Source organism: Marinomonas sp. 63XJN7_7_ISO-PGPR-S23-202 (assembly GCF_056173505.1).
The window spans coordinates 3981587-3995989 of record NZ_CM149677.1; the positions used below are offsets into that span (position 1 = coordinate 3981587).

Here is a 14403-nt window from a genome sequence, read left to right on the forward strand (position 1 = left end):
TTAACCGTTGTAAAAGGTTATAAGGTGATCATTACCTTTGTCTATAAAGTCAGACGCCTGCTGTAACATGCTTGGCATTTCGTCTAAAAACTCGCACCAAACATCAAACATCTTACGTGCACGACGTACGGCTTCAGCCTCATCTTCGTGTGCGAAAATAAATTTCACAATCAAAAAAGCGGAATAAGTAAAAGAGCCAATAAGCAAGTCATGAATATGGCACTGCACACTCGAACGAAGAAGGAACAGTCTACGGTGATGAGACCACAATAAATCACAGACTGCTTCACGGGTTGTGACGGAGTCGTCCCAGCCTTGTTGTAACTGCTTGGCTATCTTGCAAAAATCTTCGATGGAGATGAGTGTTTCTGGCGCTTCTTTTAGTACACTGGCAGGCGGTTCTGTGAAGAAGCACTGATCCAGTAAATGAATTACGGTTTTTTGGTCAATCTTAGGATCAAGAATCATCAGATCTTCTGGTTTGAGCGGCTCAACTCCTTCGATTTTCGCACCATCGGATAAATTGTAGCTATTAAACCCTCGACGTTTCTTCAACAGACGCGTTAAGGACTCTAGCTGGACCCGAGACGTATCCATCATGCTTGTCGCATAGATCACATCACCAAAGTTACCCTCACGTTGAAGTAAAGAGGCATCTTGAAAGCTTTGAAAGCCGGACTCTTTGCCATCTTTATAATAACCACTGTGGATAGAATGGTGACTGCTTTTGTCTTTAAAGCCATTGTCGACCCCAAGGTAATACACCGTATTAAAGCCAAACAAGTGCACATAGGATAACGCTAAGTTCGCAACGATCGGATTGCAAAAATTCAACTGTACGTATTCTTCCATATCCCCTTGGGCGCGGGCTTGATGCAGAATTAAGCTGGTAACGGCCTCCCCAGGCTTTAGCCCCATACCAGAATGCTTAAAGTATTGGAAATACTCAGGATGCATCACATCCACAGACAGCCCCCAGATTTGATCCAGATAATCTTGATCCAGGAAGACAAATTTGTCGATAGTTTGCTTCATACGTTCGATATCCACATGAATATCTGGCGTAACGCCTAATTTCTTAAGCGTGTTGATGGTGGAACCACAACTGATCACTAATACTCGATCTCGTACTTCTTTCACCAACTCAATACCCTGATCAAGGGATGGCCCATTCCCTAAGATAAAAACGGGGATATCCAATACCCATTTCGGGAGCTCATCACGTCCTTTAAAGCGAGCTAAACGAGTATTAGGCAAAGAGCGTAATCCCTGAGCAATGCCAATCAATGCATCGTCAAAAAAACCCCATCCCATTACTTGAGAAGCATAGTGTTTTTTGAAGTAGTTAATAGCTTGCTCATTTGAGGGACTGGTGTAAGAAACGTGAAGAAACGTCTCCGGCGCCATAAAGTAGCCATTTTCAGCTAATTGCAGCAGATATTTACTAGTGAATTCATCGGAACTCACTCCTAAAAAAAAGTGAACAGTACGTCCATCGCGATTAAATATTTCTAATATAGGTTGCCAATCAATCGCAAACAAAGAGTAATAAAAATAATCTAGATTTTGCTCATATAAGTACAGGTGTTTGGTATCCTGCAATTCAATAAAGGTTTCAAGTTGGTATCCAAATTCAATACCAAAAAAAATTGTCGCACCGACAAATTTTGGCAAAGCAGTCTGTTTTTTTAGACCATGCGATGCTTCTAAAGCAGTATCCATCATTTTATTATTATAAAACACATGACGGCTTTCATTTCGCTCTGTGCGATCTAAGTTCAGGAACGTCTTATTCGGGGTTTGTAGAGAATCAAGAAGGTGTTGCTTGGCTTGTACTTTTGGCTGCCGAGAAAAAAGCGTGGCCCCTAATTCCTCACAATAAATGTTAAGATCACCACTTTCTTCCATGTATATGTAATGATTTTGTGGCTGATAGTCTCGGAAGCTCTCATAGATGTCAGGTACTACTTCTGAAAACAGTGCCATATTTGATTTATATCGAGCAATTAGCTCGGGATCTTTTTCTCTTAACCTTTCGACCCCTTTTTCGTAAAACGCGATAAATGCTTCAATATCTTCAACCGATGAATAGAAGTTCTCATTCTGCATTCTTCACGCCTTTATAGGTCGAAACATTTTTACGATTTTGCGTTGATTGAAACAACTCTTTTTGCATCTTTCCATGAGCATCTTGAACTAACTCAATGGCAAGACGATGAACACCAGCCAAACGAGAAATAGTCACGTTCACCTGTTCATCATCAGAAAGCGTCAAGGAACGAATTAGCCTGTCGTTATTCTCACACAAAGACAAAGTTGTCTCTATATCTTGCTCTATAACGCTATTCTCCAAGGCTTCAATTAGGGCCTCAATACGAGAAAGATCTTGCATTAAAGCTGTCCCTCAACACGCTCTATTTGTTTCTCAGCATAAGCTTCTTTTTTGTCTTGTTCAGTAATTTGATCCCAAGCCCCTTTAATTTGTAAAATAAGCTCAATGACATCGTCAATCATAGCAATATCTTTATTGACACTAGCCTCATTAATCTTACTAACCATATAATCGTATAAGGATGCTAAGTTATCAACAAGCTCCGGATTGGCATCACGATCTAGGGCATCTCTCAAGGCGTTAATAATTTCAACAGCCCTTGTCAACGCACTAGATTTGCCCTCCCAATCACCACGTTCAATGCACCCTTTCCCTAATGCAAGCCTTTCTAAGGCTCCTTGCATCAGCAACTGAATGATACGGTGAGGATCAGCCGATGCAAGATCAGACTTCAACGAATCTTTTTTGTAGGCATGAATACCTTTTTTTTCGTACATATTCTATACAACCTTGCTTGTTAAACTCGGAACTACTGACTTAGCTTACTTCGCCAATATATTATCCAAATACTCACTTTGGGACTTCATATTTGCTAACTGAGTATTTAGACGTGTAAATCTGTCTCGTAAAGTATTTTCATACTTTTTCATGCTCTCTTCGAAAGTATCTAAGTTCTGCTGGGTCGTGTTTTTAGAATCTTGAAGCGAATTGACCATCGTCTGACCTACGCCACGAATTCCCGTATAATTCTGAAGCATAGCTGACATGTTTTTAGCCACACCATTTTTCCCAGTGAACAACCTAGGAAGCTCGGAGTAATTACTCTCTAAAGCCTTATCAAACTTTTTCTCATTGAGACTTAGCATACCTGAACGATCTAATTGAAGACCTATATCAAAAACAGAGCCCAAATTACCCGCCCCAGAATAACGAGTCATCAAACTACTAGACATACCCGATTGCAGGTTTCTTATCATACTATTGCCATTTAGTACGGAACCTTTTGCACTACTCTTATCTAGAATCGCCTCAAGGCTATTGTAGGACTTGACAAAGGTATTAAGAGAATCTTTGACTGTTTTCTTGTCAGATGTAACCTGAACACTTACTGGTTTTGAAACGGCTAAAGGTTTAATAACCAGTCCAGGAACGGTTTTATCGAAAGTATTAGAATCCTTGAATACTTTAATGCCATCAATAGTAATGATGGCATCTTTCGCATGACCATCTGCAGGCACTGACATACCATGATTGGCACCTTCTGTAGCCACAGAAGATAACGACAAAATATTTTTTGATAATGCAGGCTGCGTAAAGCTTTCAGCATCTGTTTTGCTCAAGGAGTCAGAAATAGGTACTTTGCTCTTAGGCGGAGGGTTGTCAGTCGCCGTTATCTTAAGTGTATTTCCTTTCCCCGCTTTGTCTGAACCAATGGTAAAAAAAGTATGTCCCTTACCATCATCAACAATGTTTGCAGAAACGCCAAAGTTATCTTTGGCGTTATTAATTTGACTTCTTAGGTCTGAAAGGGTTGTTTTTGGTTTAATATCAAGAGTGAAGGAATCCTTTCCGGCTTCAAATTTCAGCTTGCCGCCGTACTCGGCCAACACAGCATTGGCCGAAGGGAAGGTATCCGGTTTAGAAATAGTACGGCTACCTTTTGCAAGCTGCTCTACACCAATTAGATAATTTTCGTTGGACGCAGCGCCACCTGCTGAGACATCAAGAACTTTGGCATTATCAGGCTGATCAATAAGGGTATTATGACCAGTAAACAACATTTGATTGTCAAGCTTGTTGACTGACGCACTAAATTTATCGATGGCGGAGTTAATGGTTCCTAAAGCAGACAGTTTTGCGTTATACCCTTCTATTTTTTGATTGAAGAGTTTTACTTTATCGTCTTTCCTAGCGCTCACCAATTTGTTTACGAGAGAGTCAACATCTACCCCTGACCCTAATGAGCCTACCGCCATAATAAATCCCCTGATGCAGGTGCATCATCTCTATACACTTACGCTTGGCCGTTAAAAAGAACACCTTTAATATCACTCACTTGCGTAGCAACGTCATGAATTTGTTTAGACATTTTTAGATATTCTTCCGTCGGTATCTGTCGTACAACATTACCCGTAGACTGATCGACGACTCGTACAATACTATCACGACCATCATCTGACATTTCAAATTGAAGACGAAGATTGAGTTGCGATAGATTTTTATTCATCTGTTCAATATCATCTGGGCGAATTTTCTGAGAATCAGCAGCCCCTTGACCATCTTCTTTTTTATTATGGGTTGCATTTGCTCCAGAAGAGTTCTGAACAGTTGCTCCTTCAGATTGACGATGAGCACGTACTTCGTCGCCCATGCGTTGATCCTTCCTAAATTGCAAACTACTAAATGTCTGGTTTGAAGCATCAGTTGAATTAATCGACATACTATATGCCCTCTATTAGCAAAACAACCTAGTAGCCACTATAGACTACTAGGTTATTTTTGCCGTTGAGTTATCTTAGCCCAATAATGACAACGCTGTTTGTGGACGCTGATTTGCTTGAGCTAAAATAGAAGAGCTAGCTTTCTGAAGAATTTGCGCATTGGTTAATGCTGCAGTTTCTTTAGCATAATCAGTATCTTTAATACGAGCACGAGCAGAAGATACATTCTCAGAGATATTACTCAAGTTATTGATAGTAGCACCAAACCGGTTTTGAACCGCACCCAACTCAGCACGTTTAGAGTCAATCGCTTGAACCATACCATCGATAATAGATATCATACTCTGGGCATTAGCCATACTTGTCACTGAAGGCGTTGCAAAACCTTTTGATGGGTCACCAAAGTTGCGAGATCTATCTGGCACTTGAGGTGGTTTTGGCGCATTTGGATCAACATATACTTCGCCACGAGCTTGAGCCTCAGCACGTGCTTTGATTTCAGGGTCAACATATGTTTTACCTTCTTTCTCTGCCGCGGCTTTGTCAGCTGCTTTCTGTTGGGCTTTTTGGGTGTCATAAGCTTGCAAGCGAACTTCATAGCTCTCTTGTGCTTTTTTGTAATCATTCTCCTTCTTAGCATCAGAAGACAAACCATCCATGGTAAAGCCGCCGTTGTCTGCGTAATCTTTATTATCGCCTTTGGTCATATCAAAACTAATCGTTTGATTTGAGTCCGCACCGACTTGGAACACACCTTTATAGGTACCATCAAGTAAGTTACGACCACCAAAAGTAGTATCAGACGCAACACGGTTAATCTCAGTTGACAACTGGTTAACCTCTTGTTGAATCGCTTTACGGTCTTGGTTTGTGTTTGAACCGTTAGCAGCTTGAATAGAAAGAGTACGCATACGCTGCAGCATGTTGGTCGATTCATTCAAAGAACCTTCAGCTGTTTGAGCAACAGAAATACCATCATTCGCGTTTCGTACTGACTGGTTCAAACCATTAATCTGGGAAGTTAAACGGTCGCTAATTTGCAAACCAGCAGCATCATCAGCAGCACTGTTTATACGGTTACCAGACGATAGGCGCTCGTACGCTTTATCCAATGCTTTACCCGATTTCATCAGCTGGTTCTGAGCATTTAAAGAAGAAGTATTTGTGTTTACATATAAAGCCATTTTGCTTTCTCCTGAGTGATAAAAAAGAGAGATAACGCTCTAAAATCAACTTGGCACTCACATACACCGCGATCTACCAAATGCTCGTTTGAATTGTGTTATCAAACTCCATATACCCTTTATCGACACTCTATTTTCAATCTTTAACCTTTTTTTCTATTTTTTTCTATTTTCTCTGAAAGCCCTTTACATTGAGGATAACAAAGGCCAATACGCCAAGAATCCCCACGATCGTATGTAAAAAATGACTATTTAAATCTTATTTACAATTTACTACAAACAAAAAAATACTCATGACAACAACAGGTCGTCGTGATACGGCGCATGCAGCATGTCTATAGAGGGAAAGTACATTAAGAAAGGTAGTTAATAAACTGAATTCCCAAAGACTGAGGCACAATATCTTTGATGATTTTAGTGCTCTCCTGAGAGTAGCCGGGTTTACTCAGATCAATATCTGATACCGCAATGAAACTCTTATGAGTCAGGCTATACACCTGACGAACTAAAGCAGGCTCCAAAGAAGCATTTAGGGTCAATACAAAACCTACGCGACCATTCGACAACACAATACAGGAGCCCACTGGTATTTTTCCAATGCTTTTTAGAAAAACCTCTAAGAGAGATTTATCAAATGCCAGTCCTGCCTCTTTTTTTAATTGCTGACGCGCTCGCAATGGTCCCATGGACTGCTTGTGAACTTGCTCCGAGGTCATAGCATCATAAGCATCAATAATGCCAGCTATTTTTCCGTACACAGAGATTTCTTGATCCTGCTTTCCATGGGGATACCCCGCACCATCCACTCTTTCGTGGTGATCGATCAACATTTGGTAAGCCACTTTAGGGATACTGTCACTCTGCTTAAACATTTGCTCACCAAATGTGATGTGTTTTCGAAACAAGTCAAATTCGGCCTCCGTCATTTTTCCTGCCTTATGGCTGATGGCCATGGGCAAACGAAAACGCCCCAGATCAAAAAGTAGACCACCCAATGCAATGGCTTCAATATAGGGCTCAGATAATGCTAAGGCTTTGGCAAAATGAATACCCAATACCGCTACCCCCATTGCATGTTGCTCTAGGTAAGTAGAAGCGTCTTTTATATGACGAATAGCAAGCAGAGCAAAAGAGTTACGGGTATAAGATTGCATCAATTGCTGACAAAATGCCCGTAGTTTATCTATGTCTAATGGGGAGCCCGTTTTAGCTATGTCTGCCTGATCCCTGAGTAAAAGGTAACCATCATCAAACAACTTTAGCGCTTTGATAACCTCATCATTAAATGAAGTCGGTGCCAGTTTTTTCTCTGCTAAGCTGGTCTTAGCTTGACGTTGTGAAGACAAGGAGGTCGATGCGTTTTCCTGAGACTCGTCCGTTTCTTTTTCAGCTTTTTCTGCTCTATTTCCCTTTTTTGTCTTATCCGCTTGTTGTGCCTTATAAGCGAGAATGTACTCACGGGTATTATCATCAAGCTCTTGACGGAAATACTTAAACAGACTTTGACCTTTATTGGCTTTATCCCGCCAATCTTTGGTGGTTAATGAACTATGAATCTTCTTTAAGCTTTTTACTGTTTTCCCTTGAGTCATGGAGTAGCACAGCAACAAAAATCGTTCTTGTGCGTCATACAGACGCTCTCGCTTTGTATTCAATAGTTTTTCAAAGGTAAAAGAAGGGTCATAGGGCAAGAAGTCGGTTTCTAATGCAGGCCTTACTAAATCAAACGTCACTTGACGCATGGCGACACTAGCAATACGACTTTTTCTCCCACGTGTTCGGATCAAACTACGAATATGTTTGTGATTAAGAACTTCACTCTTAATGCCAAATTGACTGAGAATTTCATCAAGGTTAAAGAACCCTGAACTCAAATCAGTCCCAAAACATGACTCCACTTGAAACGCTGACATCACTCACTACCTTCCAAGCCATCAAATTTTGTTGAATAAAGACAAATTATTCATTCTAGTAAATAACTTCTGCGAAGCATTTAAGGCCGTTTCAGACGAGGATAACTCAGTCGCTGCTTTTCCCATATCCAGCCCAGCCACCCGCTCCTGAGCCATGGTATTGGCCATCTGGTTCGCTGTGGAAAAATCACCCCGTTCCGTCATGCTATTGAGCCTCGCTCCCACCATTGAGCGCACGCGGCCAATCGATGTCTGAGTATTATTAATACTGACTTGCCCATTTTTCAAAGCAATGTCGAGAGCGTCACTTGATGCATGAGGGTCTTTCATCACTTTTATTGTATTACGTAGCACATTGACCACATTGTCACGCTCAGGTTTATTAAAATCAACGTCAACAATCGCCCCCGGGGGACCTTTTAACGAAAAAGACATCCCGTGAATAGTGAGTTTTTTGTTCGGATCATAGGTACCTGAGGAAATAATATTACCTGCAGAGTCGGCAAAAAAATACCGCCCTTGTAGACCAGAATGATTTTTATCATCGCCTTGGTCATCCTTGTTAGCGGCATTATTATCACTACCATGAAGTGCTCTTTGGTTCGCTAAAGCCTGAATTGCAGCGGCATCGGGTTTAGTCATGGACAAAGGTGTTGTGGTCAGCACAAAGTGGTTATTATCTTTATTGGTGGCACTAAAGTGGCTTTTAAAAAACTTATCAAAGTCATCCTGATTAGTGACGTTTGAAACCACATCAGTGTTCCCCACCCTTAACTTACTGGAAAACCTATTACGTTTCCAAACATCTTCAAAAATGTGTTTACCAGAATCGCTCACTGCCACCTTACGATTCTCTGAAATTTGTGCAAAATTTTGCCCCTCGTTACCAGCCCATTTAAAGGTACCATCAGGTAAATGAGTAAAAGCTGGGGCTTGAGTCTTAGTCCCTGAAAAAATATAGCTACCATCCGCACTGCGTGAGTTCATCAAATCTTCCATAGAGTCCACCATGGAAGAAACTTGATCGGCAATCGCGCCGATATCCTGATGCGTATTCGCCGTATTATCCGCTTGAATCAACATGGTTTTAGCTTCATCTAGTAGGCCATTATAACTCTGCAAGGCCACTTCTTCGTACTCCAAATGGCCTTTCGCCATTTTCATGTTGTTATCATACTGCTTTAAAGACTGATTGCTCGACTCATATTGCAGCACCTCCCGCGCGCCAACAGGATTATCGCTAGGAGAAACAATACTGGTGTTTTCAGTAATTTTCTTTTGAATATCCATCACACGATCATTCGCCTGACTAATAGCACGGCTGGACTGACCGTATATTTGATTATTAGTGACTCTCATAAACTTACCTCATCGCCGCTAATAGTGTATCAAATGTACTTCGGGCTGCCGTGATCACTTGCGCGGAAGCGGAATACGCCTGCTGGTACTTTAGTAGATTAACGGCTTCCTCATCCAAGCTGACTCCAGACACAGAATCACGTCTCGCAATACTTTGATTCATAACCACATTACTCGACTCTTTATTGGTTTCCAACGATGCCGTTTTGCTCCCGACAGAGGCGACAAGGTCAGCAAAAGACTCAGATAAGGACGTTTTTCCTCCAATAAGAGGTTTGTCCTGCAAAGACACTAATTTTAAACCGTTATAATCGTCTGCAGCCCCCGTAAATTGAGGACCTAAATTAAATTCATCTCCCGCCTTAGGACTTCCCTTCAGAGACAAATCAAAACCAGCCTCTTTTGCTAATCCAGCCTGAGCTAGAAGGTCTTTAAAATTCGTCATGTTATCGACTTTTGCTAAAGCCTTTCCACTACCATCACGGACTTCGAAAGAATGATCCCCCGTAAACAGGATACTATGTGGGGCATTTTGATAGAGTTCATCACTACTCTTAAAGGCAGAATGATCAGGATTAGTATTTGTAACAGACGTTAACGTGAGTTTCGCGTCCGACATATTGTTTGGATTCGTTTGTACGCCAATGGGGGCTCGAAGTGCCAAATCTTCTCCACCATTAGCCTGTAAAGACAATCCTGTCGCAGCGCCTTCTGTTGGTGAAAAGTTGTATACATCATTAATCGAATATTTACTGGTATCCCCCAAACGAATATCGAAACCGAGACCAGGCACCCGATAATAGCCTTTATCATCCGGTTTCATCGTACTAGTGTTAATCTCCGTGACATGCTTTCTGAGATGACCATGCTCATCATAGGCCTTAATCAAAAAACGGTTGTTATCGGCCTTTGATAACTCATAGGTATCGGTGGTTATTTCAGCGGATTTTCCAGGAGTCACTCGCACCGCCAGCCCCGATGCATTGCCAATATTATGTTGCCCGGGATGAAAACTGATGCGACCAATACGAAATAGATCCTGTCCAAAATTACCATCACCGTCCAAACCAAGCTTATTTTGTTGGTTCATCTGGTCGGCGATAGCGATCGCACTTTGTCCTAATAAACGATCCGATTTCACAGCAAAGTCGGCACTATAATCGACCAAAGCACCAATAGAGCCACCTAAGTTTTCGTTATTGACGCCCACTTGGTATTTACCAAAATCAATGTAGAGTTTCTTGTTTTGTGGGTTTTTAGGGTCTTCTTCGACTTTAAGCTTAGTGGGTGTTTTATCCATCACCAGAGGCTGTCCATTAGCAAGAGCCACTGTCATGACGCCTGTTTTAGAGTAATCCACTTTGACATGCAAATAGCCAGAAAGCTTTTTAGCCAGCTCTTCTTGCCTGTCCCGCAGTTCATTGGCAGGTGAAGTGGATTGGCTTTCTTCTTTGAGAATATCGCCATTCAACTGTGCAATTTGCCCAGTAATATTATTCAACTCCGCCACAGAAGTTGATAAGCGCTTATCGGCAATGGTTTTTTGTTCACCCACCAAATTAGACAGGGTGTGGTAATGCTGAACCAAATCCTTAATATTGGAAAAGGCAATGTCACGTAAGGAAGAGGAAGTTGGGTCATTATTGGCGTCTTGTATAGCCTTAAACGTCTTACTTAAATAAGAATTCAAAGAAACACTTTTTTCCCCCAACAATTGGTCTGATGTCGACATAATGGAGTGATAAGTATCATAGTATGAGTATGTAGACACATCATTGCGCACCTGTTCATTGACAAATTTATCAACAATACGTGCGGTATCTTTAATCCTAACGGTGCCATTGGCTTCTGCAATGGTAGAGGTTCTCTGGCGGCTATAACCAGCAGTATCCACATTCGATGTATTTTGACCGGTCGTATCAATACGGGCCCGACTACTCTGCAGGCCAGACAAACCAATCGCATATAAATTTGAGCCCATGCTCACACCTCTAAGGATAATTTCTAAAATGACACCTACGCCATAACGACTTATCGACTGCTAACGCAAGAACTTTACCCGATACAAAAGAAAACTAACGCTGACCTATAAAGACTCAAACCACTTACTAGACAGAATATGATCTATCTTTTGTGCATACTCAGGATCGGTTGCATAACCACCTTTTTGCAATGAGGCGGCGAACAAAGATGGATCATTGCCCGACTTCAAAGCGTCTTTATACCGTTCATCAGCGGTTAAAAAGTTGGCATAATCATTGAAGCTTTGCGAAAAAGAGTCGTAAGCACGAAATGCTGCTTTTTCACGCTGGGCGATACCATGGCGAAACTCTAGCGTATTCACCACCGCACGATCACCATTCCAACGATGATCCGCCTTAATGCCAAATAAATTATAACTGGCCGTTCCATCGTCCTTCGCTATGGGGTGTTTCCCCCAACCAGTTTCCAACACAGCCTGCGCCAATATTGCCTTAGCACTCACACCCAGCTTTTCTGCTACGGCTTTTGCATGAGGCCACATGGCTTTTACAAAAGCCTCTGGGGAATCAAACGCAACAGACTGCGCCGTCGGCTTAGTCGCTTCCACTTTACCATTAGGTAAGGAAGGGGAGTGACTAACAGCAGGATCTTTGGCCGAAGAACTCGGACTGGATGGATTAATCGTTGCCCCCGACGCTTCTTTTTGTGTGGCTTTTAAAAACTCAGTAGAAGCTTGGTGGGCCAACGCTTTCACCCGCACCAAATCCTGATTAGAAACCCGCTTAATAAAATCATTGTCATCAGAAGCACTTGCTTTATGAGCCTTTGGGTGTTGCGCCTGATACTCACGAATCAGCGCCTCGGATACCCCAAAACCACCCGTTTTGGCCAATACTTGCGCCATTTGGTCATCCATCATACCTTGATACTGCTTCGTTTGTTGACTAGAAAACAAACCGTCTCCCAAGGCTTCATTACCAGCCCGCATATTTTTTAATAGCATGCCAATAAAAATAGCCTCAAATTTTTGTGAAACTTCCTTAAGAGCCGCTTCTGGATCTTTTTTCGCTTTAGTTTTTAACGATTCCAAAGATGAAAAATCGGCAAAGAAGTCATCAGGATTAGTGGGTGGTAAAGCGTTCATAAGCGTCTCAAATTCTTTTACTTAGATAACGACAAAGTCAGCATTAATGGCTCCAGCTTGTTTTAAACCTTCTAAAATAGCAATTAAATCCCCTGGCGCCGCGCCGACTTGATTCACCGCTCGAACAATGTCATCCAATGACGCTCCTGGAGCAAATGAAAACATATGTCCGCTGTTTTTATCGACTTGAGGATCACCATTTCTGGGGGACACAATCGTCTGCCCTCCTGTTACCGTGCCATTTTGACCCGTTGTTTTTGGCGTATTGCGGATGGTGACCGTCAAACTACCATGGGTAATCGCCGCTGGAGACACTTGCACATGCTGACCAATAATAATAGTGCCAGTGCGAGAGTTAATCACAACCCGTGCACGCTCTTCACCTTGCTTCACATCAAGATTTTCCAGAATCGAAATAAAGGTCACTCGCTGACCTGGATCTCGCGGGGCTCTGACACGAATCGAAGTCGCATCCAAGGCTTCTGCGACCCCTTTTCCTAAAAGGCCATTGATTTTATCCGCCACGTCTTTTGCTGTAGTAAAGTCTGGACGGTTTAAATTAAAAGTTAACGAGTCCCCTGAGTCAAAACTCGTCGGCACCACTCGCTCAACACTGGCGCCATCTGGAATACGGCCAACCGTCGGCACACTTAATGAATTTCTCGAACCATCAGAACCATTATTTCCAAAACCACCAACAATCACATTACCTTGTGCGATAGAATAAACTTGCCCATCCGCCCCTTTCAAGGTAGACAGCAAGAGCGTACCACCGCGAAGGCTTTTTGCGTTACCAATTGAGGAAACGGTCACATCAATCTTTTGTCCTGGTTTAGAAAATGCAGGCAAAGTGGCCGTCAATGACACAGCCGCAACGTTTTTAGAGGTCGCGCTCACGCCAGCAGGCAAAGTCACTCCAAATCGTGACAGCATGTTAGCAAAGCTCTGATTGGTAAAAGGCGTACTGTCACCGGTTCCATCTAACCCAATCACCAGACCATAGCCAAACAATTGGTTATCTCTAACCCCTTGAACACTGGCAATGTCTTTTAAGCGTTCAGCTTGCACCCCGAAGGACGCAATCAACAAAAAGACGAGAGCTAACTGTTTCATGTTCGTAACCACCTATAAAAAACGATTGATCGAATGATTGCTATTCGGACACCCATTACCTTGGCGCGTCAGGACTATTTAAAAGACGAGTCACCCAGCCTTGTTGACTACCCGCCGCCACATCCCCATTACCTGAATAGGTAATACGAGCATCTGCCACCCGTGAAGAGTCAACCGTATTTTGTGGTGACACATCGGCTTTACGCACTAAACCAGTAAAACGAATGTATTCATCACCTTGATTTAGCCTAAGCCACTTTTCGCCACGGATGGCCAGCAATCCATTCGAATACACCTTATAAACTGTTACCGTAATCGTCCCCGTTAAGCTGTTATCCTGATTCGCCGAGGCACTGCCAGAAAAATTTGTTTTTTGCTGTGGCAACGTGGAATCAGCACGAAGTTTTTGCCCTAATACCGTTGGGTTATCTCCCGTTGCAGACGAGGTCTTCGATATGGTCGCGGCATTATCCTTAGTTGAGGAAGTGCTTTCATTTAAATTGACAGTCAGTATGTCGCCAACCTTGCTGGCTCTCTGATCTCCATACATGACATCACCCATGCTCGTTCTATAAATGCTGCCATTAGGTGCCTGCGCTGGCTTCAATCCATCAGGCTCCACTGGCGCATAATATGGATCATCTTCTTGAATATTCGCTTGAGTTCGTGGAGGCCCCTTCATAGGATCATTTGGATCTGGGACATATCCTTTTCTTTTTGGCTCTTTCGGTTTTTCATCTTTCGCTGGAGGTTTATCAGGAGCGGCTGTGTTGGTTGCAGCATTCGCTACCGCATTACCCACTGCCGCACCTGCAGCGGCTCCCGCCGCAGCTCCAGCAGCGTTAGCCACCTCCTGCTTGTCAACCTTCCAAGTTAAACAACCACTTAAACAAGTCGAAAGCAAAACTAAAAGCGCCAGTTTAATTTTCATATT

12 protein-coding genes are annotated in these 14403 nt (G+C 42.5%); all 12 read right to left on the reverse strand.

The genetic code is table 11. The features are described 5' to 3' along the window. The gene (locus tag AC0VYG_RS18475) at positions 1–2109 is read right to left on the reverse strand and encodes a motility associated factor glycosyltransferase family protein (protein ID WP_475429379.1); all 2109 of its coding nucleotides are present in this window, start codon (positions 2107–2109) and stop codon (positions 1–3) included. Continuing rightward, entirely contained in the window at positions 2099–2392 is a 294-nt protein-coding gene (locus AC0VYG_RS18480) for a hypothetical protein (RefSeq protein WP_475429380.1), read from the reverse strand. Before AC0VYG_RS18480 ends, AC0VYG_RS18475 begins: the two co-directional genes overlap by 11 nt. Beyond that, positions 2392–2829, reverse strand: a complete 438-nt coding sequence (gene fliS, locus AC0VYG_RS18485) for a flagellar export chaperone FliS (protein ID WP_475429381.1) — start codon at positions 2827–2829, stop codon at positions 2392–2394. Before fliS ends, AC0VYG_RS18480 begins: the two co-directional genes overlap by 1 nt. A gap of 45 nt (positions 2830–2874) precedes the next feature. Then, on the reverse strand, positions 2875–4308 hold the full coding sequence (fliD, locus tag AC0VYG_RS18490; protein WP_475429382.1) for a flagellar filament capping protein FliD: 1434 nt from the start codon (positions 4306–4308) through the stop codon (positions 2875–2877). 38 nt (positions 4309–4346) lie between these two features. Then, positions 4347–4703: a flagellar protein FlaG gene (locus tag AC0VYG_RS18495; RefSeq protein WP_475429383.1), complete on the reverse strand. Its 357-nt coding sequence runs from the start codon at positions 4701–4703 to the stop codon at positions 4347–4349. A gap of 144 nt (positions 4704–4847) precedes the next feature. Further along, entirely contained in the window at positions 4848–5957 is a 1110-nt protein-coding gene (locus AC0VYG_RS18500) for a flagellin (RefSeq protein WP_475429384.1), read from the reverse strand. Between the two features lie 353 nt (positions 5958–6310). Then, a complete protein-coding gene (locus AC0VYG_RS18505; RefSeq protein WP_475429385.1) occupies positions 6311–7870 on the reverse strand; it encodes an HD-GYP domain-containing protein in 1560 nt (519 codons plus the stop codon). A gap of 21 nt (positions 7871–7891) precedes the next feature. Next, a complete protein-coding gene (flgL, locus tag AC0VYG_RS18510; RefSeq protein ID WP_475429386.1) occupies positions 7892–9229 on the reverse strand; it encodes a flagellar hook-associated protein FlgL in 1338 nt (445 codons plus the stop codon). Between the two features lie 4 nt (positions 9230–9233). Further along, positions 9234–11210: a flagellar hook-associated protein FlgK gene (gene flgK, locus AC0VYG_RS18515; protein WP_475429387.1), complete on the reverse strand. Its 1977-nt coding sequence runs from the start codon at positions 11208–11210 to the stop codon at positions 9234–9236. A gap of 105 nt (positions 11211–11315) precedes the next feature. Further along, positions 11316–12356 (reverse strand): flagellar assembly peptidoglycan hydrolase FlgJ, encoded by a 1041-nt coding sequence (gene flgJ, locus AC0VYG_RS18520; protein WP_475429388.1) that lies wholly within the window; start codon positions 12354–12356, stop codon positions 11316–11318. Positions 12357–12377: 21 nt separating this feature from the next. Further along, positions 12378–13469 carry a flagellar basal body P-ring protein FlgI gene (locus tag AC0VYG_RS18525; protein ID WP_475429389.1) on the reverse strand — a complete coding sequence of 364 codons (1092 nt, stop codon included), beginning with the start codon at positions 13467–13469 and terminating at the stop codon, positions 12378–12380. Between the two features lie 55 nt (positions 13470–13524). After that, positions 13525–14400, reverse strand: a complete 876-nt coding sequence (locus AC0VYG_RS18530) for a flagellar basal body L-ring protein FlgH (RefSeq protein WP_475429390.1) — start codon at positions 14398–14400, stop codon at positions 13525–13527. Positions 14401–14403 lie beyond the last annotated feature (3 nt).

Bases quoted from the DNA above. Each gene is read 5' to 3' on its own strand.
- AC0VYG_RS18475 (WP_475429379.1), bottom strand. From the start codon at position 2,109: ATGCAGAATGAGAACTTCTATTCATCGGTTGAAGATATTGAAGCATTT.
- AC0VYG_RS18480 (WP_475429380.1), bottom strand. From the start codon at position 2,392: ATGCAAGATCTTTCTCGTATTGAGGCCCTAATTGAAGCCTTGGAGAAT.
- fliS (WP_475429381.1), bottom strand. From the start codon at position 2,829: ATGTACGAAAAAAAAGGTATTCATGCCTACAAAAAAGATTCGTTGAAG.
- fliD (WP_475429382.1), bottom strand. From the start codon at position 4,308: ATGGCGGTAGGCTCATTAGGGTCAGGGGTAGATGTTGACTCTCTCGTA.
- AC0VYG_RS18495 (WP_475429383.1), bottom strand. From the start codon at position 4,703: ATGGGCGACGAAGTACGTGCTCATCGTCAATCTGAAGGAGCAACTGTT.
- AC0VYG_RS18500 (WP_475429384.1), bottom strand. From the start codon at position 5,957: ATGGCTTTATATGTAAACACAAATACTTCTTCTTTAAATGCTCAGAAC.
- AC0VYG_RS18505 (WP_475429385.1), bottom strand. From the start codon at position 7,870: ATGTCAGCGTTTCAAGTGGAGTCATGTTTTGGGACTGATTTGAGTTCA.
- flgL (WP_475429386.1), bottom strand. From the start codon at position 9,229: ATGAGAGTCACTAATAATCAAATATACGGTCAGTCCAGCCGTGCTATT.
- flgK (WP_475429387.1), bottom strand. From the start codon at position 11,210: ATGGGCTCAAATTTATATGCGATTGGTTTGTCTGGCCTGCAGAGTAGT.
- flgJ (WP_475429388.1), bottom strand. From the start codon at position 12,356: ATGAACGCTTTACCACCCACTAATCCTGATGACTTCTTTGCCGATTTT.
- AC0VYG_RS18525 (WP_475429389.1), bottom strand. From the start codon at position 13,469: ATGAAACAGTTAGCTCTCGTCTTTTTGTTGATTGCGTCCTTCGGGGTG.
- AC0VYG_RS18530 (WP_475429390.1), bottom strand. From the start codon at position 14,400: ATGAAAATTAAACTGGCGCTTTTAGTTTTGCTTTCGACTTGTTTAAGT.